Consider the following 19625-nt stretch of genomic DNA (forward strand, 5'->3'; position numbering starts at 1 on the left):
AACCCGGCATTTTCCAGGCAACCCGGAAAATATCCGGACACCCCGAACAGGTCCCGCCACAGCGAACCTGCAGCGCCGCCGGGCCAGCACGATTTTCGATCCAATCCTGCGCGCGAGCCGTCGCGCCGCTTAAAGCCTAGCCCGAACCACACCATGCACGAGAGATACGTACCCGCCGACGTCGAAGCCGCCGCCCAGGGCGACTGGCGCGCAGCCGATGCCTACAAGACGAAGGAAGATTCGCAGAAGCCGAAGTTCTACTGCGTATCGATGCTGCCGTACCCGTCCGGCAAGCTGCACATGGGTCACGTGCGCAACTACACGATCAACGACGTGATGTACCGCTATCTGCGGATGAACGGCTACAACACGCTGATGCCGATGGGCTGGGATGCGTTCGGGATGCCGGCCGAGAACGCCGCGATGGCGAACGGCGTGCCGCCCGCGAAGTGGACCTACGACAACATCGACTACATGAAGGGCCAGATGCAGTCGATGGGCCTCGCGATCGACTGGTCGCGCGAAATCGCGACGTGCAAGCCCGACTACTACAAGTGGAACCAGTGGCTGTTCCTGAAGATGCTCGAGAAGGGCATCGCGTACAAGAAGACGGGCACCGTGAACTGGGACCCGGTCGACCAGACCGTGCTCGCGAACGAGCAGGTGATCGACGGCCGCGGCTGGCGCTCGGGCGCGCTCGTCGAGAAGCGCGAGATCCCGATGTACTACCTGCGCATCACGCAGTACGCGGATGAGCTGCTGAACGATCTCGACGGCCTCGGCTGGCCCGAGCGCGTGAAGATCATGCAGCAGAACTGGATCGGCAAGAGCTTCGGCGTGAACTTCGGCTTCCCGTACGAACTCGACGGCGAGCAGAAGCTGCTGCGCGTGTTCACGACGCGCGCCGACACGATCATGGGCGTCACGTTCTGCGCGATCGCGGCCGAGCACCCGCTCGCCACGCGCCTCGCGCAGGACAAGCCGGAACTGCTCGCGTTCATCGAGGAATGCAAGCGCGGCGGCGTTGCCGAAGCCGACGTCGCGACGATGGAGAAGAAGGGCGTCGCGACCGGCTTCTCGGTCAAGCACCCGCTGACCGGCGAGCCGGTCGAGGTGTGGATCGGCAACTACGTGCTGATGAGCTATGGCGAAGGCGCGGTGATGGGCGTGCCGGGCCACGACGAGCGCGATTTCGCGTTCGCGAAGAAATACGACCTGCCGATCAGGCAGGTGATCGCGAGCGAAGGGCAGACGTACTCGCTCGACGCATGGCAGGAGTGGTACGGCGACAAGGAAACCGCGGTCTGCGTGAACAGCGGCAAGTACGACGGCCTGCGCTACGCGGAAGCGGTCGACGCGGTCGCGGCCGACCTGAAGGCCGGCGGCTTCGGCGACAAGCAGGTCACGTGGCGCCTGCGCGACTGGGGCGTGTCGCGCCAGCGCTACTGGGGCACGCCGATCCCGATCATTCACTGCCCGTCGTGCGGCGACGTGCCGGTGCCGGAGCAGGATCTGCCGGTCGTGCTGCCGGAAGACCTCGTGCCGGACGGCTCGGGCAACCCGCTCGCGAAGTCGGAAGCGTTCCTGAACTGTACGTGCCCGAAGTGTGGCGCGGCCGCGAAGCGCGAAACCGACACGATGGACACCTTCGTCGATTCGTCGTGGTACTTCTCGCGCTACACGGCGCCGGACGCCGAGACGATGGTCGATGCGCGCACCGACTACTGGATGCCGATGGATCAGTACATCGGCGGCATCGAGCACGCGATCCTGCACCTGCTGTATTCGCGCTTCTGGACCAAGGTGATGCGCGACCTCGGCCTCGTGAAGTTCGGCGAGCCGGCGAAGAACCTGCTCACGCAGGGGATGGTGCTGAACGAGACGTACTACCGCGAGGACGCGGCGGGCAAGAAGACCTGGTACAACCCGCTCGACGTGACGGTCACGCACGACGACAAGGGCCGCCCGGTCGGCGCGACGCTGAACGCGGACGGACAGCCGGTCGTGCTCGGCGGCATCGAGAAGATGTCGAAGTCGAAGAACAACGGCGTCGATCCGCAACTGCTGATCGACCAGTACGGCGCCGATACCGCGCGTCTGTTCACGATGTTCGCCGCACCGCCCGAGCAGCAGCTCGAGTGGTCGGGCGCGGGCGTCGAGGGCGCGAGCCGCTTCCTGCGCCGCGTGTGGAGCTTCGGCTACGGCAACCGCGAAGCGCTCGCCGCGCGCGCCGGTTTCGACGCCGCGACGCTCGGCGATGCCGACAAGGCGTTGCGCCGCGAGATCTACAGCGTGCTGAAGCAGGCCGATTTCGACTACCAGCGCCTGCAGTACAACACGGTCGTGTCGGCCGCGATGAAGATGCTGAACGCGATCGACGGCGCGAAGGGCGCGACGCCCGCCGTGCTGCGCGAGACGTACGGCGTGCTGCTGCGCGTGCTGTACCCGGTCGTGCCGCACGTCACGTTCGAGCTGTGGAAGACGCTCGGCTACGCGGACGAATTCGGCCCGCTGCTCGATGCGCCGTGGCCGAAGGTCGACGAGGCCGCGCTCGAGCAGGCCGAGATCGAACTCGTGCTGCAGGTGAACGGCAAGGTGCGCGGCGCGCTGAAGGTCGCGAAGGACGCGAGCCGCGACGCGATCGAAGCGGCGGCGGTGGCCGACGAGGCATTCGCGAAATTCAGCGACGGCAAGCCGGCGAAGAAGATCGTCGTCGTGCCGGGCCGCCTCGTGAACATCGTCGTCTGACGGCCGCCGGCCGTCGGACGTACCCAGAAGGAGCGAAGGTGATCCGCAGATCGTTTTTGATGCTCGTCGGCAGCGCGGTCGCGCTGTCGGCATGCGGCTTCCAGTTGCGCGGCCAGCAGGACTACGCGTTCAAGCACCTGTTCGTGGCCGGTGCGCCGGCGCCCGTCGAGGCGCGGCTCACGCGCCTCGTCCAGGCCGGCAGTGACACGAAGATCGTCAAGTCGGCGGACGACGCCGACGCCGTGCTGCGCATGTGGGAGTCGCGTGGCCAGAACACGCTGACGCTCAACAAGTACGGCTCCGCGCAGGAGTACGCGCTGTTCTACACGCTGAACTACACGCTGACGAGCAAGGACGGCACCGTGCTGATCCCGCCGAGCGCGATCGCGCTGAACCGCGCGATGACGTACAGCGACCAGTACACGAACGCGAAGGCGCAGGAAGCCGACATCCTGTACGGCGACATGCAGAACGACGCGGTCGACCAGCTGATGCGGCGTCTCGCGATCGTCCACTCGCTGACGCCGGCGCCGGAGGACGTGGTGCCGGGCGTGGCGCCGCGCGCGCCGCTGCCGCCGCCGCCGCTCTGATCGCGGGCGCACGCAGCGATGCAATTGCGACTTGATGTGCTGGAGCCGCACCTCGCGAAGGGGTTGGCCGGGCTCTATACCGTGTACGGCGACGAGCCGCTGCTCGCGCAGGAAGCGTGCGACCGCATTCGTGCGGCCGCGCGCGCGGCCGGCTTTACCGAGCGTTCGGTGCATACGGTCGAGCGCGGCTTCGATTGGAGCGTGCTGCTCGGCGCGACCCAGGCGATGTCGCTGTTCGGCGAACGTCAGCTGATCGAGCTGCGCATTCCGTCGGGCAAGCCCGGCAAGGAAGGCGCCGACGCGTTGAAGACGCTTGCGGCCACACCCAATCCCGACGCGCTGATGCTCGTCACGTTGCCGCGCCTCGACGCGGCCACGCAGAAATCCGCGTGGTTCACCGCGCTGCAGAACGGCGGCGTCGCGCTGAAGATCGATCCGGTCGATCGCGCGCAACTGCCGAACTGGATCGGCCAGCGCCTGTCGATGCAGGGCCAGCGCGTCGCACCCGGCGACGACGGGCGCCGCGCGCTGCAGTTCATCGCGGAGCGTGTCGAGGGCAACCTGCTCGCCGCGCACCAGGAAATCCAGAAGCTCGGGCTGCTGTATCCGCAGGGCGCGCTGTCGTTCGAGCAGGTGCACGACGCGGTGCTGAACGTCGCGCGCTACGACGTGTTCAAGCTGAACGAAGCGATGCTCGCCGGCGACGCCGCGCGGCTCGCGCGGATGATCGACGGGCTGAAGGGCGAGGGCGAGGCGATCGTGCTCGTGATGTGGGCCGTCGTCGAGGAATTGCGCACGCTGCTGCGGATCAAGCGCGGCACGACGGCCGGCAAGCCGCTCGCGACGCTGCTGCGCGAGAACCGCGTGTGGGGCCGCGCGAGCGGCTGATCGCGCCCGCGCTGAACCGCGTGTCGGAAGCGGTGCTCGAAAAGGCGCTCGCATTCGCCGCGAAGCTCGACCGGCAGGTGAAGGGGCTCACGGCCATCACGCCGGGCCGCCGCACGCAGGACGAACCTCCGCCCGACCCGTGGGACGGGCTGTTCCAGCTCGCGATGACGGTCGCGGGCGCCCGCGGCGAACGACCGCCGACCGCGGGTCGCGTGCGACGCTAAGTCCCGTTCGGGCCTTCAGCGCGCGCTGCGCAACCCGCTTACAATGCTTCGATAGCTGGCGCGGCATATCGGCCGCTGCCCTGCACGGACGGCTGTCCCCGCAGATCGTCACCCCGGGATGGCCGTCCCGGGTGGCCGTCCCGGGTGGCCGTCCCCCGCTTCCCCACGAATTCATGCCGCCCCGCGCGGCTCGCTTCTCGAGTCACACGATGGATATCGATCAGTACATGACCGACCTGGGCCGTCGCGCCCGGCACGCTTCCCGCGCGATGGCGCGCGCCAGCACGGCCGCGAAGAACGCGGCGCTCGACGCCGTGGCCCGCGCGATCGAACGCGATGCGCAGGCGCTGAAGGACGCGAATGCGCGCGACGTCGCCCGTGCCCGTGAAAAGGGGCTCGATGCGGCGTTCGTCGACCGCCTGACGCTGTCGGACAAGGCGCTGAACACGATGGTCGAGGGGCTGCGCCAGGTCGCGTCGCTGGCCGATCCGATCGGCGAGATCGGCAACCTCAAGTTCCGCCCGAGCGGAATCCAGGTCGGCCAGATGCGCGTGCCGCTCGGCGTGATCGGCATCATCTACGAGTCGCGCCCGAACGTGACGATCGACGCGGCCGCGCTGTGCCTGAAATCGGGCAACGCGACGATCCTGCGCGGCGGCTCCGAGGCGCTCGAATCGAACGCGGCGCTCGCGAAGCTGATCGGCGAAGGGCTCGAGGCGGCCGGCCTGCCGCAGGACGCGGTGCAGGTCGTCGCGACGGCCGATCGCGCGGCGGTCGGCAAGCTGATCACGATGACCGAATACGTCGACGTGATCGTGCCGCGCGGCGGCAAGAGCCTGATCGAACGGCTGATCAACGAGGCGCGCGTGCCGATGATCAAGCACCTCGACGGCATCTGCCACGTGTACGTCGACGATCGCGCCGATCTCGACAAGGCGCTGACCGTCTGCGACAACGCGAAGACGCACCGCTACGGCACCTGCAACACGATGGAGACGCTGCTCGTCGCGAGCGGCATCGCCGCGAAGCTGCTGCCGCCGCTCAGCAAGCTGTATCGCGACAAGCAGGTCGAGCTGCGCGTCGACGCGGCCGCGCGCGCGGTGCTCGCCGATGCGGGCGTCGGCCCGCTCGTCGACGCGACGGAAGAAGACTGGCATACCGAATATCTGGCACCGGTGCTCGCGATCAAGGTCGTCGACGGCCTCGACGTCGCGATCGAGCACATCAACCATTACGGCTCGCATCACACGGATGCGATCGTCACCGAGGATCACGACCGCGCGATGCGGTTCCTGCGCGAAGTCGATTCGGCGAGCGTGATGGTCAATGCGTCGACGCGTTTCGCGGATGGCTTCGAATTCGGTCTCGGCGCGGAAATCGGCATCTCGAACGACAAGCTGCACGCACGCGGTCCGGTCGGCCTGGAAGGGCTCACGTCGCTGAAGTACGTGGTGCTCGGGCACGGCGAAGGCCGTCAATAACGTTAAGCGGGAGAGGTTTGCATGCTCACAAGGCTTCGCGTCAAGGGGTTCAAAAGCCTCGACGATGTTACTGTCGACTTCGGGCCATTTACTTGCATTGCTGGAGCAAACGGAGCGGGGAAATCCAATCTCTTTGATGCGATCGTGTTTTTATGTGATTTGGCGGATATGCCGATCATCGCGGCGGCGAACCGAGTTAGAGATCGAGACGGTAAGCGTTTCGGATCCGTCGGGGCAATTTTTACAAGATACAGAGACGGAAGTGCTGACGCGCTAGAAATCGAGGCTGAGTTCTTGGCGCCCGGCGCCGTTGTCGATGACTTTGGCCGCCACGGAGCACCCAACGTCACGCTTCTGAGATACCGGATTGCGCTTGGCTACACCTTGGACGAGAAATCAGGGAGTGAGCGGATTCAGTTGCTCGATGAGGTACTTGAGTATGTTCCCAAACGCGGTTTTCGCCGAAACCTGTTTCCACATGGCGATAATTTTTGGGAATCGGTAAAGGGTGGAACGAAGACGTCGAATTTTATATCGACAGAAAAATCTCCTGACGGTCAGGCAACCGTAAAGATTCACCAGGATTCGGGCACGAGTAGAGGACGACCGGAGAGCATCCCAGCATTCGGTATGGAGCGAACCGCCTTAAGCGGCATCAATACGATTGATAGGCCTACAGCGTTGGCTGCACGAAGGGAGATGCAATCGTGGGCGTTGTTGCAACTTGAACCGTCCGCACTCCGGCAACCTGATGATTTTTCAACGCCGTCAGATATTCATGTGGCTCCATCGGGCGCTCACATGCCGGCCACACTCAAGTCGTTGAACAAGGATTCTGAAGTCGCCAACCGGTTGTCTGAGCTTATTCCGGGTGTTGCGGAGCTTTCCGTCGAAGTCGACGACAGGCGGGAGCTGAAAACGCTCTACCTAACGAATCAGGATGGAATAAGGTATCCGGCGAAGGCGCTTTCCGACGGCACGCTACGGTTCCTCGCATTGGCGATTATCCACGCAGATCCATTAGCGGGTGGAGTGATCTGCTTGGAGGAGCCGGAGAATGGGATTCATCCGTCCAGGGTTCGCGCTATGACGCAATTATTGCGCGATATGGCGGTTAACCCCCATCGGCCAGTGGGCGAAGAAAATCCTTTGCGCCAAGTGATCATCAATACACATTCACCGTTGGTGGTGCAGGAATTGAAGGCTGACGATCTTGTTGTTTGCCAGCAATATCGGCGAAAAGGCGCCACGTTTAGTACATTCGGTTTTTTGGCTAAGACATGGCGAGCAGAAAAGATGCCCGATCAGAAGACAACTTCGCTGAGTACGCTGCTGGCTTATCTCAATACCGACGAGGGTGGCGCTGGGGAGCAAGGGTCTACAGTTGGCGCGTTGTTGCGTGAACAGTTGCAACTCTTTTCGTAAGCGGGTGGCGCGTGAATTTCATTCGTTACACGCTTCTCGGAGACGGGAGCTCGGACGCCGTGCTCCTACCAATTATTCGTTGGGTTATCGATCAACATTTTCCTGATTTGATGACGATTGGCGAATTCGCTCGAAGTGGTTTGCCGCCAGCGGCAGCCGGACTGCAAACTCGTATAGCTAAGGCGAGAGTACTTTACGAATACGATGTGCTATTCGTGCATCGCGATGCAGAGCGAGATGGTTACGACACAAGGCGCCAACAATTGGCTGAGGAATTGGCCGATCTTGTCGATTACTGGATTCCGATCATTCCTGTTCGGATGACTGAGGCGTGGCTGCTCGGGAACGAAGCCGCTCTGCGGCGGGCTGCAGAGAATCCGAACGGCAACGTTTCGCTGGACATCCCGCCTCGAAATCGTTGGGAGTCGCTTCCGGATCCGAAAGAAGAGCTGTTTCGAATATTGCGTAAGGCGTCGAACCGCCCATCCCGCCGTGCAATCAACGAAGGGCTATGTCGCAGTAGAGTCGCGGAGTTGACGCCGGACTTTACGCATTTGCGGCCGCTGCCCTCTTTTAGCGCATTTGAGGCGGATGTTATTGCGACGTTTCGCGAGTTTGAGGAGTAGTAGATGGCAATGCTCTGGGTCAAGACGTTCCATGTCGTTCTGATCGCCGCGTGGTTCGCGGGGCTGTTCTACCTGCCGCGCATCTACGTGAACCTGGCCATGGAGACCGATCCGGCCGCGGTGCGGCGCCTGCTGCTGATGGCGCGCAAGCTGTTCCGTTTCATGACGATGATCGCGGTGCCCGCGCTCGCGTGCGGGCTGTGGCTGTGGCTCGTGATCGGCATCGGCCAGGGGCAGGGCTGGATTCACGCGAAGGTGACGGTGGTGCTGCTGCTGATCATCTATCACGCGTATTGCGGGCACCTGCTGAAGGTGTTCGAGCGCGGCGAGAACCGCCGCACCGACAAGTGGTATCGCGTGTTCAACGAGTTGCCGGTGCTCGGCATGCTCGCGGCGGTCGCGCTGGTGGTGATCAAGCCGTTCTGAGCGGCGCGGCCGGCGAAACCGTCGCCGTCGAATCATGCGCAACGGCGCCCCTCGGGGCGCCGTCGTTCGTTTACGCGCGGCGTTTCGCGAACCGCTACTCCTTCGTCGGATCGTCGATCCGCCTGCGCGTGATCGCTTCCTTCGCGCGGCCGACGCGTTCCATCAGCGCCGGCCCGCGCGACAGCGCGACGCCGACCGCGAGGATGTCGCCGATCGCGAGATGCGACATCCGCGAGGTCATCGGCGAGAACACATCCGTTTCCTCGGCGACGTTCGACGCGAGGCTGACCGTCGCGAGCTTCGCGAGCGGCGAATGGCTCTGCGTGATCGCGACGACTTTCGCGCCGCACGCGAGCGCGGAGCGCGCGGCGTCGACGATGTCGCGCGTGCGGCCGGTGTTCGAGATCGCGACGACGACGTCGTGCGGCCCGAGCAGCGCCGACGACATCGAGAACGTGTGCGGGTCCGAATACGCGACGCTCGGCACGCCGAGCCGGAAGAACTTGTGCTGGATGTCCTGCGCGGCGATGCCCGAGCCGCCGGCGCCGTAGAACTCGATGCGCGACGCGTTCGACAGCAGCGCGATCGCGTCGGCGACGCTGCCGGCGGACAGGCTGTTGCGCACCTCGATCAGCGCGCCGATCGTGCGGTCGAACACCTTGCCGATGATGCCGGGCGCCGGTTCGTTCGGCTCGACGTCGCGATACACCGACGACACGCCCGGCGCGACGCTCTGCGCGAGCCGGATCTTGAATTCGCGAAAGCCGCTGCAGCCGAGCGCCTGGCAGAAGCGCGCGATGGTCGGCTGGCTGACGCCGGCGCGCATCGACAGCTCGGTCATCGCGAGGTCGAGCACCTCGCGCGGCGCGGCGAGGATGTAGTCGGCGAGCTTGCGCTCGGACGGGCGCAACTCGGCGCGGATCGCTTCAATGCGAGGCAGCATGGGACGGCACGTGGAAATCGGGTTCGGATGAGCGAGTGTATCGCAATCGAATTGTAGAAAATCTACATGAAAATACTAGCGCAATTGCAATGGTTTCGATGCGAGGTTAGCGACGCTAATTAGGGTTTTCACTGATTAAAGCCTTGCTGGTAGCGGGAATGGCGGTTGCGGGCGCGCTAATCAGCATTGCGTGCTTGTAGTTTTTCTACTAGACTGCCTTCGTTCGATCGACGAAGCTCGACCGTCCCCACGATTCCAACCGCCGGTGTCGGCCGGCATACAGGAGCGCCCAGCATGACGTCGCTGCACCCCACTTTGGCGAAGGTCACCGAACGCGTGATCGCCCGCAGCCAATCGACCCGTTCCGCCTATCTGCAGCGCATCGACGGCGCGCAAGGCAAGTTCCCGGCACGCGGCGCGCTGTCGTGCGCGAACCTCGCGCACGGCTTCGCGGGCCTCGAGGGCAACGACAAGTTCGCGATCAAGGCGATTCGCGAGCCGAACATCGGCATCGTGTCCTCGTACAACGAGATGCTGTCCGCGCACGCGCCGTACAAGGATTTCCCCGAGATCATCAAGGCGGCCGCGCGTGAAAACGGCGGGGTCGCGCAGTTCGCGGGCGGCGTGCCGGCGATGTGCGACGGCGTCACGCAGGGCAACCCGGGGATGGAGCTGTCGCTGTTCTCGCGCGAAGCGATCGCGATGGGCACGGCGATCGCGCTCACGCACAACATGTTCGACGCGGCGCTCTGCCTCGGCATCTGCGACAAGATCGTGCCGGGCCTCTTGATCGGCGCGCTGCAGTTCGGCCACCTGCCGACGATCTTCGTGCCGGCCGGCCCGATGACGAGCGGCCTGTCGAACGACGACAAGGCGAAGATCCGCCAGCAGTTCGCGACCGGCCAGGTCGGCCGCGACGCGCTGCTCGAAGCCGAATCGGCTGCATATCACGGCCACGGCACCTGCACGTTCTACGGCACCGCGAACAGCAACCAGATGCTGATGGAGCTGATGGGGTTGCACCTGCCGGGTTCGGCTTTCGTTCACCCGCACACGCCGCTGCGCACCGCGCTGACGGCCGAAGCCGCGCGCCGCGTGCTCGACCTGACCGTCGAGCGCGGCCACTACACGCCGATCGGCCATGTGATCGACGAAAAGGCGATCGTCAACGGCATCGTCGCGCTGCTCGCGACGGGCGGCTCGACCAACCACACGCTGCACTTGGTCGCGATCGCGCGCGCGGCCGGCATCCTGATCGACTGGAACGACTTCGACGAGCTGTCTGCCGTCGTGCCGCTGCTCGCGAAGATCTACCCGAACGGCAAGGCCGACGTGAACCATTTCCACGCGGCGGGCGGTGTCGCGTTCCTGGTACGCAACCTGCTCGAAGGCGGGCTGCTGCACGAGGACGTGACGACGGTCGCAGGCAAGGGGCTTGCGCACTACACGAAGGAGCCGAAGCTGATCGACGGCAAGCTGACGTGGGTCGACGGCGCGGCCGAGAGCCACGACACGAAGGTGCTGCGCGGCATTCGCGAGCCGTTCCAGCCGGACGGCGGCCTGCGCCTGATGCAGGGCCGGCTCGGCCGCGGCGTGATCAAGATCTCGGCGGTCGCGCCCGAGCACCGCAAGGTGACGGCGCCCGCGATCGTGTTCGACTCGCAGGAAGCCGTGCAGGAAGCGTTCGATCGCGGCGAGCTGAAGCGCGATTTCGTCGCGGTGGTGCGCTTCCAGGGCGCGCGCGCCAACGGCATGCCCGAGCTGCACCGTTTGACGCCGCTGCTCGGCGTGCTGCAGGATCAGGGCTTCCACGTCGCGCTGGTGACCGACGGCCGCATGTCGGGCGCATCGGGCAAGGTGCCGGCCGTGATCCACGTGTCGCCGGAGGCGCTGCTGGCCGGCCCGATCGGCAAGGTGAAGACGGGCGACATGCTCGTGATCGACGCTGAAGCCGGCGTGCTCGACATCGAGGTCGACGACGCCGAGTGGCACGCGCGCCCGGTCGCGCAGCCGCGGCACCAGGCCGAGAACGAAGTCGGTTTCGGGCGCGAACTGTTCGGCGTGTTCCGCGCGGCCGCGGCGCCGGCCGAGCAGGGCGCATCGGTTTTCGGGACGCTGGTCGGCGAAACGGCCGCCCACGTCGCCGCATGAATTTCAAGGAGCCAATTCAATGAAGACGATTGCTGAAATCGTGAAGCTGGGCCCGGTCATTCCGGTGCTCGCCTTCGACTCGGTCGAGCAGGGCGAAAACGTGTCGCGTGCATTGCACGCGGGCGGCGTGAAGGTGCTCGAGATCACGCTGCGCACGCCGGCCGGGCTGGACGCGATCCAGCGCGCGAGCCAGCTCGCGGACGACATCGTCGTCGGCGTCGGCACGATCACGAAGCCCGAGCACTGCGCGCAGGCCAAGCGTGCGGGCGCGAAGTTCGGGGTGTCGCCGGGCCTGACGAAGGAGCTGCACCTCGCGTCGCTCGACGCCGGCCTGCCGCTGCTGCCGGGCGTGATGACGCCGAGCGACATCATCCAGGCGCTCGAATTCGGTTACGAGATCGTGAAGTTCTTCCCCGCGCAGCAGGCGGGCGGCGTGCCGATGCTGCAGGCGTTCCATGGCCCGTTCCCGGCGCTGAAGTTCTGCCCGACCGGCGGCATCACGGTCGATACCGCGCCGAACTTCCTGAAACTGCCGAACGTCGTGTGCGTCGGCGGCTCGTGGCTCACGCCGAAGGCCGCGCTCGCCGCGCAGGATTGGGCCGAAGTCACGCGCCTCGCGCAAGCAGCGAGCCAGCTGCCCCGTTAAGACTTGTACCAGATGACGGTTCAGCCCTCGGAAAGCAAGCGTTAGTGCTTGTTTTACCGAGGGTTTTTGCTGATGGAACCGGTTCTATCCGCGGATCGCAAAGATAAGTAAAATTCAGCGTCCTGACGGGGGGGTACCCCCGTGTTTCGGAGACCCGCATAGCCGGGCATACTCGCAACGACTCGCCCGGTTCGAACAATTCTAGGAGGAGTGCCACATGGGGGCCGTCCAAGGCAGCATGCTGCTCGTATTCACGCTGATCGCGATTGCCGCGCTGATCCTGATGATCGCGCGCTACAAGATCTACCCGTTCCTGGTGCTGATCATCGTCTCGCTCGGCCTCGGTCTCGTCGTCGGCATGCCGATGGACAAGATCGTCAAGTCGTTCGAAACGGGCACCGGCGGCACGCTCGGCCACATCGCGATCGTCGTCGGCCTCGGCACGATGCTCGGCAAGATGATGGCCGAATCGGGCGGTGCCGAACGGATCGCGACCACGCTGATCGACTGGTTCGGTGAAAAGAACATCCACTGGGCGATGATGTTCGTCGCGATCATCGTCGGCCTGCCGGTGTTCTTCGAAGTCGGCTTCGTGCTGCTGATCCCGATCGCGTTCAACGTCGCGAAGCGCACCGGCAAGTCGCTGCTCGTCGTCGGCCTGCCGATGGTGGCCGGCCTGTCGGTCGTGCACGGGCTGATCCCGCCGCACCCGGCCGCGCTGCTGGCCGTCCAGCAATACGGCGCCGATATCGGCAAGACGATCGCCTTCGGCCTGGTCGTCGGCGTGCCGACCGCGATCATCGCGGGCCCGCTGTTCGCGCTGATGATCTCGAAGTTCGTGAAGCTGCCGGAAAACAACCCGCTCGCGTCGCAATTCGTCGATTCGCGCACGGACGGCGGCAAGCGCGAGCTGCCGAGCTTCGGCATCACGCTGTTCACGATCCTGCTGCCCGTCGTGCTGATGCTCGTCGGCAGCTGGGCCGACCTGGTGTTCACGCCGAAGTCGCTGCCGAACAACCTGCTGCGCTTTGCGGGCAACTCGGACGTCGCGCTGCTGATCGCCGTGCTCGTGAGCTTCTGGACCTTCGGCGCGAAGCAGGGCTTCAACCGCGACCAGATCCAGAAGTTCTGCGGCGAGTGCCTGGCGCCGATCGCCGGGATCACGCTGATCGTCGGCGCGGGCGGCGGCTTCGGCGGCGTCCTGCGCGACAGCGGGATTTCGCAGCAGATCGTCGAGACCGCGAAGCACGCGCACCTGTCGCCGCTGCTGCTCGGCTGGTTCGTCGCGGCACTGATGCGTCTCGCGACGGGTTCGGCGACGGTCGCGATGACGACGGCCTGCGGTATCGTCGCGCCGATCGCGGCGGCGTCGGGCGCGTCGGTCCGGCCGGAACTGCTGGTGCTCGCGACGGGCTCGGGCTCGCTGATCTTCTCGCACGTGAACGACGGCGGCTTCTGGCTGATCAAGGAATATTTCGGGATGACGGTGGGCCAGACGTTCAAGACCTGGTCGCTGCTTGAAACCATCATCTCGGTGCTCGGTCTGAGTTTTACGCTGTTGCTGAGCGTGGTTCTGTAACAAGGGGTAGTCAATGATTCTGATCGCAATGGGCGTGTCGGGCGCGGGCAAGTCGCTGATCGGCGAAATGCTGGCGGAACGCCTGTCGTGCAGCTATACCGATGGCGACGCGTTTCACAGCGCGGCGAACAAGGAAAAGATGCACCACGGTATTCCGCTGACCGATGAAGACCGCTGGCCGTGGCTGCGCACGATTCGTGCGGCCATCGAGGAAAAGCAGCGCGCCGGCGAAACCGCCGTGTTCACGTGCTCGTCGCTGAAGCGGTCGTACCGCGACGTGCTGCGCGGCACCGACACCGACGTGCGGTTCGTGTATCTGAAGGGTTCGTTCGAGGTGTTGCAGGAGCGTCTGAAAAGCCGCACCGGCCATTTCTTCGATCCGTCGCTGCTGAAGAGCCAGCTGGACACGCTCGAGGAGCCGGGCCCGGACGAGGCGATCGAGGTCAGCATCGAGCTGACGCCCGAGCAGATCGTCGATCAGGTCATGCTGAAGATCGGCCTCGCGCAGCAGCACTGAGCGCGGTTCGCGGTCATCGTCATGAAAAAGGCGCCTTCGGGCGCCTTTTTCGTTGGCGATGCGCGAGCCGGTCAGGCCATGCGTGCGCGTTGCGCGATGCCGTCGAGCAGCACGTCGAGCATCGTGTCGTGCACGACGGCCGGATCGAGCTGCGCGTAGAGCGGGGCGGCCGACTTGACGAGCGGATGCGCGGCGTCGGACAGCGCGTGCATTTCCGCGAGCTCGACGTCGTTCGCGGCGCGCGTGAGGCCGCCCGCTTCGGCGGCGGCGAGCCCGATCACGCTCGCGTACCAGCCGACGCATACCGACGGCAGCGCCGCGCGCGGGATGCCGGCATCGGTCAGCGCGCGATGCACGGCCTCGATGTGCGCGAGATCGGCCAGCCCCGTGCTCATGTGCCGCTGCAGCAGCGCGAACGCGGCGGGGTAGCGCAGCGCGAGCGCGCGGTACTGGCGCGCGAGGTCACGCAGCCGTTCACGCCACGGCAGTGAAGGCTCGACCGGCACGAGCGAGCGCGACAGCGCATTCGCGATCGCGCGGCTCAGGCCTTCCTTCGACTTGAAGTGATACAGCACGCTCATCGGGTCGCAGCCGACCGATTGCGCGAGCTTGCGCACGCTGAACGCGGCTTCGCCGACGTCTTCGAGCAGCGCGAGCGCGGCCGCGACGATCGCGTCCTTGTCGAGGCCGCGCGGCCCTTGGGCGGGTTTGTCTTTCATCGAGGCGGGCTGGCAGGCCGGCATGACGCCGGTTGTAAACTTGACGAAAGTTTATTCTACACTGTAGAATTATTTCTGCGGTGTAGAAATTGGGTGTCCCGGCACCTTTCAATACGTGCTTTCGCACAGTCCGGGATCCAGGCGGCACGAGCGTGCCCGCCGTCAACACGGGCCATCGCGCCCCCTTTCTCGTTGACTCCCATGTGGAACCGGCTGCCCCCACCCGCGAAGCCTCGAAGCAACGAGGCCCTTCGACAGGCGGCCAAGACCATGCAAGTGCAATCATGACGTCCCATAACAAGCCCGTGATCCAGGGCGAAGCGCGTTTCGCGCAAACGCAGCTGAATATCGAAAAAGACAACTGGAACTGGTGCGATCCGGTCCGCTATGACGGCGAGCGCCCGGCGAACTGGTACGAGGCGTCGCTGTCGCGCCATGAAAACAGCGCGCCGCTCGCACAAGATGCCGTGTGCGACGTGCTCGTGATCGGCGCGGGCCTGCTCGGCGCCTCGGCCGCGCTGCATCTGGCGGAAGCGGGCGTCGACACGATCCTCGTCGACAAGCATCACGTCGGCTCGGCCGCGTCCGGTCGCAACGGCGGGCAACTCACGCCCGGCCTCGCGCGCTGGGAAGCGGCCGACATGATCGAGAACCTGTCGCACGACGATGCGAAGCGGTTGTGGCGCTTCGCGTCGGCCGAGTCGATGGACCTGATCGACGGGATCGGCGCGCGTTACGCGCTCGATCTCGACCGCAAGCGCGGCCACGTGACGGCGGCGGTTCACCCCGGCCACATGAGCGCGCTGCTCGACGGCGCGGATGCGCGCCGTCACCTTGGCGACGCGGGCGTGACGCTCGTCGGCCGCCATCAGCTGCACGACGAATACGTACGCTCGGGCTGTATCACGGCGCGGCGATCGACGCGATCGGCGGCCAGATTCACCCGCTCGCACTGGTGCGCGGCCTCGTGCACGGCTTCCGGCTGAACGGCGGCGCGCTGTTCGAAGGCACCGAAGTGCTCGAGCTCGACGAGACGCCCGCCGGCGTCGTCGCGACGACGCCGGGCGGCACCATCACCGCGCGCAAGGGTGTGGTGCTCGCGCTGCACAACACGACGTTCCGGCTGCTCGACGACGGCGCGGCGACCACCGTGCCGTTCTTCACGTACGTGAGCGTGACGGCGCCGCTCGACGTCGACGTCGCGACGCTGATGCCGGCCGGCATGCCGGTGTACGACACGCAGTTCCAGATCGACTACTACCGGCCGGTGCGCGGCAACCGCCTGCTGTTCGGCGGGCAGGGCACCGGCAGCTGCTGGGCGCAGCCCGACGTCAACGCGTATCTGCTGACGCGGCTGAACACGGTGTTTCCGCAGTACGACGGCCGCTTCGCGCTCGATTACTGCTGGAGCGGCGTCAGCGATTTCACGCTGAACGGCGCGACCGACAGCCGCAAGACCGACGGCCGCGTGCCGATGTACATGGTGCAGGGCTGGAGCGGGCATGGCGTCGCGCAGACGGTGCGGATCGGCAAGGCGATCTGCGACGATTTCGTCGGCCGCAACGACGATTTCTCGATGCTCACGGGCATCGACCATCGCGCGATTCCGCTCGGCCGGCAGCTGTCGCCGATCGCGATTCCGGCCGCGAAGGCGGCGATGAGCGTGATGAGCGCGCTGAACCCGGGGCGGATGATCTCGTTCTGATCGGCTGCGGCAGGCAACAAAAAGCCCGATGCGAATCGCTTCGCATCGGGCTTTTTTCGTCGGGGCGACGGCGGCGCTTACGCGATCCGCTTCGCGAGTTCGACGGCCTTGCCGATGTACGACGCCGGCGTCATCGCGAGCAGGCGGTCCTTCGCATCCTGCGGGATCGCCAGCGTGCCGACGAATTCCTGCAGCGCTTCGCGCGTGATGCCCTTGCCGCGCGTCAGTTCCTTCAGCTGCTCGTACGGGTTCTCGATGCCGTAGCGGCGCATCACCGTCTGCACCGGCTCCGCGAGCACTTCCCAGCAGTTGTCGAGATCTTCGTTCAGGCGCTGCGGGTTCACTTCGAGCTTGTCGAGGCCGCGGATCAGCGAGTCGTACGCGAGCAGCGAGTAGCCGAGCGCGACGCCCATGTTGCGCAGCACCGTCGAGTCGGTCAGGTCGCGCTGCCAGCGCGACACCGGCAGCTTGTCGGCGAGGTGGCGCAGCGTCGCGTTCGCGAGGCCGAGATTGCCTTCCGAGTTCTCGAAGTCGATCGGGTTGACCTTGTGCGGCATCGTCGACGAGCCGATTTCGCCGGCCTTCGTCTTCTGCTTGAAGTAGCCGACCGAGATGTAGCCCCACACGTCGCGGTCGAGGTCGAGCAGGATCGTGTTCGCGCGCGCCACGGCGTCGAACAGTTCGGCCATGTAGTCGTGCGGCTCGATCTGGATCGTATACGGGTTGAACGTGAGCTTCAGGCGGTTTTCGATCACGTCGCGCGAGAACGCTTCCCAGTCGAATTCCGGATACGCCGAGAGATGCGCGTTGAAGTTGCCGACCGCGCCGTTCATCTTGCCGAGGATCTCGACCTTCTCGATGCGCGTGATCGCGCGGGCGAGGCGCGCGGCGACGTTCGCGAGTTCCTTGCCGAGCGTCGTCGGGCTGGCCGGCTGGCCGTGCGTGCGCGACAGCATCGGCTGCTCGGCGTGCGCGTGCGCGAGCGCGACGAGGCGCTGGTAGACCGTGCGCAGTGCCGGCAGGATCACGTGTTCGCGCGCACCGGCGAGCATCATTCCGTGCGACGTGTTGTTGATGTCCTCGGACGTGCACGCGAAGTGGATGAATTCGCTCGCCTTCTCGAGTTCGGCCTGGCCCTTCACCGATTCCTTCAGCCAGTATTCGACGGCCTTCACGTCGTGGTTCGTCACGCGCTCGATTTCCTTGATGCGCGCGGCGTCGTGCGCGGTGAAGCGCTCGGCGAGCTGCAGCAGGAACTGCTCGGAGGCTTCCGAGAAGCGCGGGACTTCCGCGAAGCCGGCGCGCGACAGCGCGATCAGCCAGTGCACCTCCACGGTGACGCGGTGGCGCATGAAGGCGGCTTCGGAGAGCCAGTCGCGCAGCGCTTCGGTCTTGCTGGCGTAGCGGCCGTCGATGGGCGAGAGCGCGGTGAGGGCGAAAAGCGTATCGGGACGAGTGTCGGACATGATCGGGCAGGGCCTTTTGGGGCCGGGGCGAACGAGGGGAGGAGAATCCGGCATTTTACCATCGGCGCGCGTCGATCCCGACCGAACCGGTCCGGCCGTGGCTGCCGCGGGCACGCGCGGTTCGGGCGGCACCGGGGCGGCGCGCGAATGGCGTGCCGGCGGGTGCCCGCGCCGGCTTGCCGGGCCGCGTTCGACGCCGCCGGCCGGGGCCGCCCGCCGGTAGAATGCAGGCTTCTTCCCGACCGCCGCCCGCCGCGCCCGCCTGCATGGAACTGAAATGGCTCGAAGACTTCGTCTCGCTCGCGGAGACGCGCAGCTTTAGCCGGTCCGCCGAGCTGCGGCACGTGTCGCAGCCGGCGTTTTCGCGGCGCATCCAGGCGCTCGAGGCGTGGCTCGCGACCGAGTTGATCGATCGGTCGGTCTATCCGACGCGGCTCACGCAGGCCGGGCAGATCTTCTACGAGCAGGCGCTGACGATGCTGTCGCAGGCGCACGAGGCGCGCACGCTGCTGCGCGGCCACGTCGGCGCGCCGGTGCCGACGATCGAATTCGCGGTGCCGCACACGTTGTCGCTCACGTATTTTCCGCGCTGGCTCGAGCGGATCGAGGCGAAGATGGGCCAGGTCCATACGCGGCTGCGCGCGCTGAACGTGCACGACGCGGTGCTGTCGCTGGTCGAGGGCGGCTGCGACCTCGTGATGGGCTATCACCACCCGAGCCACCCGGTCGCGCTCGACCCGGCCCGCTACGACATGCTGATTCTCGGCAGCGAGCCGATCAGCCCGTTCTCGGCGCCCGGCCGCGCGGGCCGGCCGCGCCATACGCTGCCGGGCGCGGCCGACGCGCGCGTGCCGTACCTGTCGTATACGCCGAACGCGTATCTCGGCCGGATGACCGAAGTCATCATCGCGAACGCGCCGACGCGGCTGTTTCTCGATCGCGTCTACGAAACCGACATGGCCGAGGGGCTGAAGGCGATGGCGCTCGCGGGCCACGGCGTCGCGTTCCTGCCGCACAGCGCGGTCGACGATGCGGTCGCGGGCGGCCGGCTGATCCGGCTCGACCGGTCGGCGCGCGGCGGTGCGCATCCGTTCACGCTGACGATGGAGATCCGCCTGTACTGCGACAAGCTCGCGCTGCAGGGCGACGATCCGCGGCAGAAGCTCGTGCGGGCGCTGTGGGACGTCGTGCGCGACGAACTGCGCGACACGACCGGCGACACCACCGCTTGATCGCCGGTTAACCGCCGACGGTCAATCCGGCCGATCGACCCGGCCGGCTGACGGCGCTCCTGCAGCGTCTATCGGACGGCTGTCCCGCGGCTGGCCCGCGTCAGTCCAATCCGGTTTTTCACGAACGCGATGCACGGCTGATCGCGGGCGTTCTTGCGCAAATCGACCGCGGATTTGCGAAAAATCGCGATCATGCAAGAAACGCATAATCGAATAAACAAACGGCATTGGATAAAAAAAACGGCTTTTTCGACAATGT

14 protein-coding genes and 2 pseudogenes are annotated in these 19625 nt (G+C 65.7%); 13 read left to right on the forward strand and 3 right to left on the reverse strand.

Annotation, left to right across the window (positions count from 1 at the left end; all coding sequences use genetic code 11):
• Positions 1–153: 153 nt before the first annotated feature.
• The 7 genes and pseudogenes from leuS to SY91_RS05440 all read left to right on the forward strand — a co-directional run bounded on the left by leuS (position 154) and on the right by SY91_RS05440 (position 8408).
• Positions 154–2748, forward strand: coding sequence for a leucine--tRNA ligase (gene leuS, locus SY91_RS05410; RefSeq protein WP_006476924.1), 2595 nt, complete (start codon positions 154–156; stop codon positions 2746–2748).
• Between the two features lie 38 nt (positions 2749–2786).
• On the forward strand, positions 2787–3338 hold the full coding sequence (gene lptE / locus SY91_RS05415; RefSeq protein WP_006483412.1) for an LPS assembly lipoprotein LptE: 552 nt from the start codon (positions 2787–2789) through the stop codon (positions 3336–3338).
• Between the two features lie 18 nt (positions 3339–3356).
• Positions 3357–4450, forward strand: a pseudogene (gene holA / locus SY91_RS05420) (DNA polymerase III subunit delta).
• A 209-nt stretch (positions 4451–4659) separates the two neighbouring features.
• Entirely contained in the window at positions 4660–5931 is a 1272-nt protein-coding gene (locus SY91_RS05425; protein WP_023477711.1) for a glutamate-5-semialdehyde dehydrogenase, read from the forward strand.
• A gap of 21 nt (positions 5932–5952) precedes the next feature.
• On the forward strand, positions 5953–7356 hold the full coding sequence (locus SY91_RS05430; protein WP_023477710.1) for an AAA family ATPase: 1404 nt from the start codon (positions 5953–5955) through the stop codon (positions 7354–7356).
• An 11-nt stretch (positions 7357–7367) separates the two neighbouring features.
• Positions 7368–7982: a hypothetical protein gene (locus SY91_RS05435; RefSeq protein ID WP_185921102.1), complete on the forward strand. Its 615-nt coding sequence runs from the start codon at positions 7368–7370 to the stop codon at positions 7980–7982.
• A 3-nt stretch (positions 7983–7985) separates the two neighbouring features.
• Positions 7986–8408, forward strand: coding sequence for a CopD family protein (locus tag SY91_RS05440; RefSeq protein ID WP_023477709.1), 423 nt, complete (start codon positions 7986–7988; stop codon positions 8406–8408).
• Between the two features lie 94 nt (positions 8409–8502).
• Here SY91_RS05440 and SY91_RS05445 read toward each other — a convergent pair whose 3' ends face one another.
• Positions 8503–9351 carry a MurR/RpiR family transcriptional regulator gene (locus tag SY91_RS05445; protein WP_006476919.1) on the reverse strand — a complete coding sequence of 283 codons (849 nt, stop codon included), beginning with the start codon at positions 9349–9351 and terminating at the stop codon, positions 8503–8505.
• Between the two features lie 294 nt (positions 9352–9645).
• Between SY91_RS05445 and edd the strand changes: the two genes are divergently transcribed.
• The 4 genes from edd to SY91_RS05465 all read left to right on the forward strand — a co-directional run bounded on the left by edd (position 9646) and on the right by SY91_RS05465 (position 14244).
• The gene (gene edd, locus SY91_RS05450) at positions 9646–11502 is read left to right on the forward strand and encodes a phosphogluconate dehydratase (RefSeq protein WP_023477708.1); all 1857 of its coding nucleotides are present in this window, start codon (positions 9646–9648) and stop codon (positions 11500–11502) included.
• 19 nt (positions 11503–11521) lie between these two features.
• Positions 11522–12148, forward strand: a complete 627-nt coding sequence (gene eda, locus SY91_RS05455) for a bifunctional 4-hydroxy-2-oxoglutarate aldolase/2-dehydro-3-deoxy-phosphogluconate aldolase (protein WP_023477707.1) — start codon at positions 11522–11524, stop codon at positions 12146–12148.
• A 217-nt stretch (positions 12149–12365) separates the two neighbouring features.
• Positions 12366–13727 (forward strand): GntP family permease, encoded by a 1362-nt coding sequence (locus SY91_RS05460; RefSeq protein WP_011544578.1) that lies wholly within the window; start codon positions 12366–12368, stop codon positions 13725–13727.
• Positions 13728–13740: 13 nt separating this feature from the next.
• On the forward strand, positions 13741–14244 hold the full coding sequence (locus tag SY91_RS05465; protein ID WP_011544579.1) for a gluconokinase: 504 nt from the start codon (positions 13741–13743) through the stop codon (positions 14242–14244).
• A gap of 71 nt (positions 14245–14315) precedes the next feature.
• Here the strand turns inward: SY91_RS05465 and SY91_RS05470 are convergent, their stop codons facing one another.
• The gene (locus tag SY91_RS05470) at positions 14316–14963 is read right to left on the reverse strand and encodes a TetR/AcrR family transcriptional regulator (RefSeq protein WP_043888540.1); all 648 of its coding nucleotides are present in this window, start codon (positions 14961–14963) and stop codon (positions 14316–14318) included.
• Between the two features lie 284 nt (positions 14964–15247).
• On the opposite strand from SY91_RS05470, the pseudogene SY91_RS05475 reads away from it, so the two are divergent.
• Positions 15248–16668 (forward strand): annotated as a pseudogene (locus tag SY91_RS05475) (NAD(P)/FAD-dependent oxidoreductase).
• A 77-nt stretch (positions 16669–16745) separates the two neighbouring features.
• Here the strand turns inward: SY91_RS05475 and purB are convergent.
• On the reverse strand, positions 16746–18134 hold the full coding sequence (gene purB, locus SY91_RS05480; RefSeq protein WP_023477700.1) for an adenylosuccinate lyase: 1389 nt from the start codon (positions 18132–18134) through the stop codon (positions 16746–16748).
• A 266-nt stretch (positions 18135–18400) separates the two neighbouring features.
• On the opposite strand from purB, the gene SY91_RS05485 reads away from it, so the two are divergent.
• Positions 18401–19366, forward strand: coding sequence for a LysR substrate-binding domain-containing protein (locus SY91_RS05485; protein ID WP_175767886.1), 966 nt, complete (start codon positions 18401–18403; stop codon positions 19364–19366).
• Positions 19367–19625 lie beyond the last annotated feature (259 nt).

Source organism: Burkholderia cenocepacia, assembly GCF_014211915.1.
Lineage (GTDB): Bacteria > Pseudomonadota > Gammaproteobacteria > Burkholderiales > Burkholderiaceae > Burkholderia > Burkholderia orbicola.

Bases quoted from the DNA above. Each gene is read 5' to 3' on its own strand.
- leuS (WP_006476924.1), top strand. From the start codon at position 154: ATGCACGAGAGATACGTACCCGCCGACGTCGAAGCCGCCGCCCAGGGC.
- SY91_RS05425 (WP_023477711.1), top strand. From the start codon at position 4,660: ATGGATATCGATCAGTACATGACCGACCTGGGCCGTCGCGCCCGGCAC.
- SY91_RS05430 (WP_023477710.1), top strand. From the start codon at position 5,953: ATGCTCACAAGGCTTCGCGTCAAGGGGTTCAAAAGCCTCGACGATGTT.
- SY91_RS05440 (WP_023477709.1), top strand. From the start codon at position 7,986: ATGGCAATGCTCTGGGTCAAGACGTTCCATGTCGTTCTGATCGCCGCG.
- SY91_RS05445 (WP_006476919.1), bottom strand. From the start codon at position 9,351: ATGCTGCCTCGCATTGAAGCGATCCGCGCCGAGTTGCGCCCGTCCGAG.
- edd (WP_023477708.1), top strand. From the start codon at position 9,646: ATGACGTCGCTGCACCCCACTTTGGCGAAGGTCACCGAACGCGTGATC.
- eda (WP_023477707.1), top strand. From the start codon at position 11,522: ATGAAGACGATTGCTGAAATCGTGAAGCTGGGCCCGGTCATTCCGGTG.
- SY91_RS05460 (WP_011544578.1), top strand. From the start codon at position 12,366: ATGGGGGCCGTCCAAGGCAGCATGCTGCTCGTATTCACGCTGATCGCG.
- SY91_RS05465 (WP_011544579.1), top strand. From the start codon at position 13,741: ATGATTCTGATCGCAATGGGCGTGTCGGGCGCGGGCAAGTCGCTGATC.
- SY91_RS05470 (WP_043888540.1), bottom strand. From the start codon at position 14,963: ATGAAAGACAAACCCGCCCAAGGGCCGCGCGGCCTCGACAAGGACGCG.
- purB (WP_023477700.1), bottom strand. From the start codon at position 18,134: ATGTCCGACACTCGTCCCGATACGCTTTTCGCCCTCACCGCGCTCTCG.
- SY91_RS05485 (WP_175767886.1), top strand. From the start codon at position 18,401: ATGGAACTGAAATGGCTCGAAGACTTCGTCTCGCTCGCGGAGACGCGC.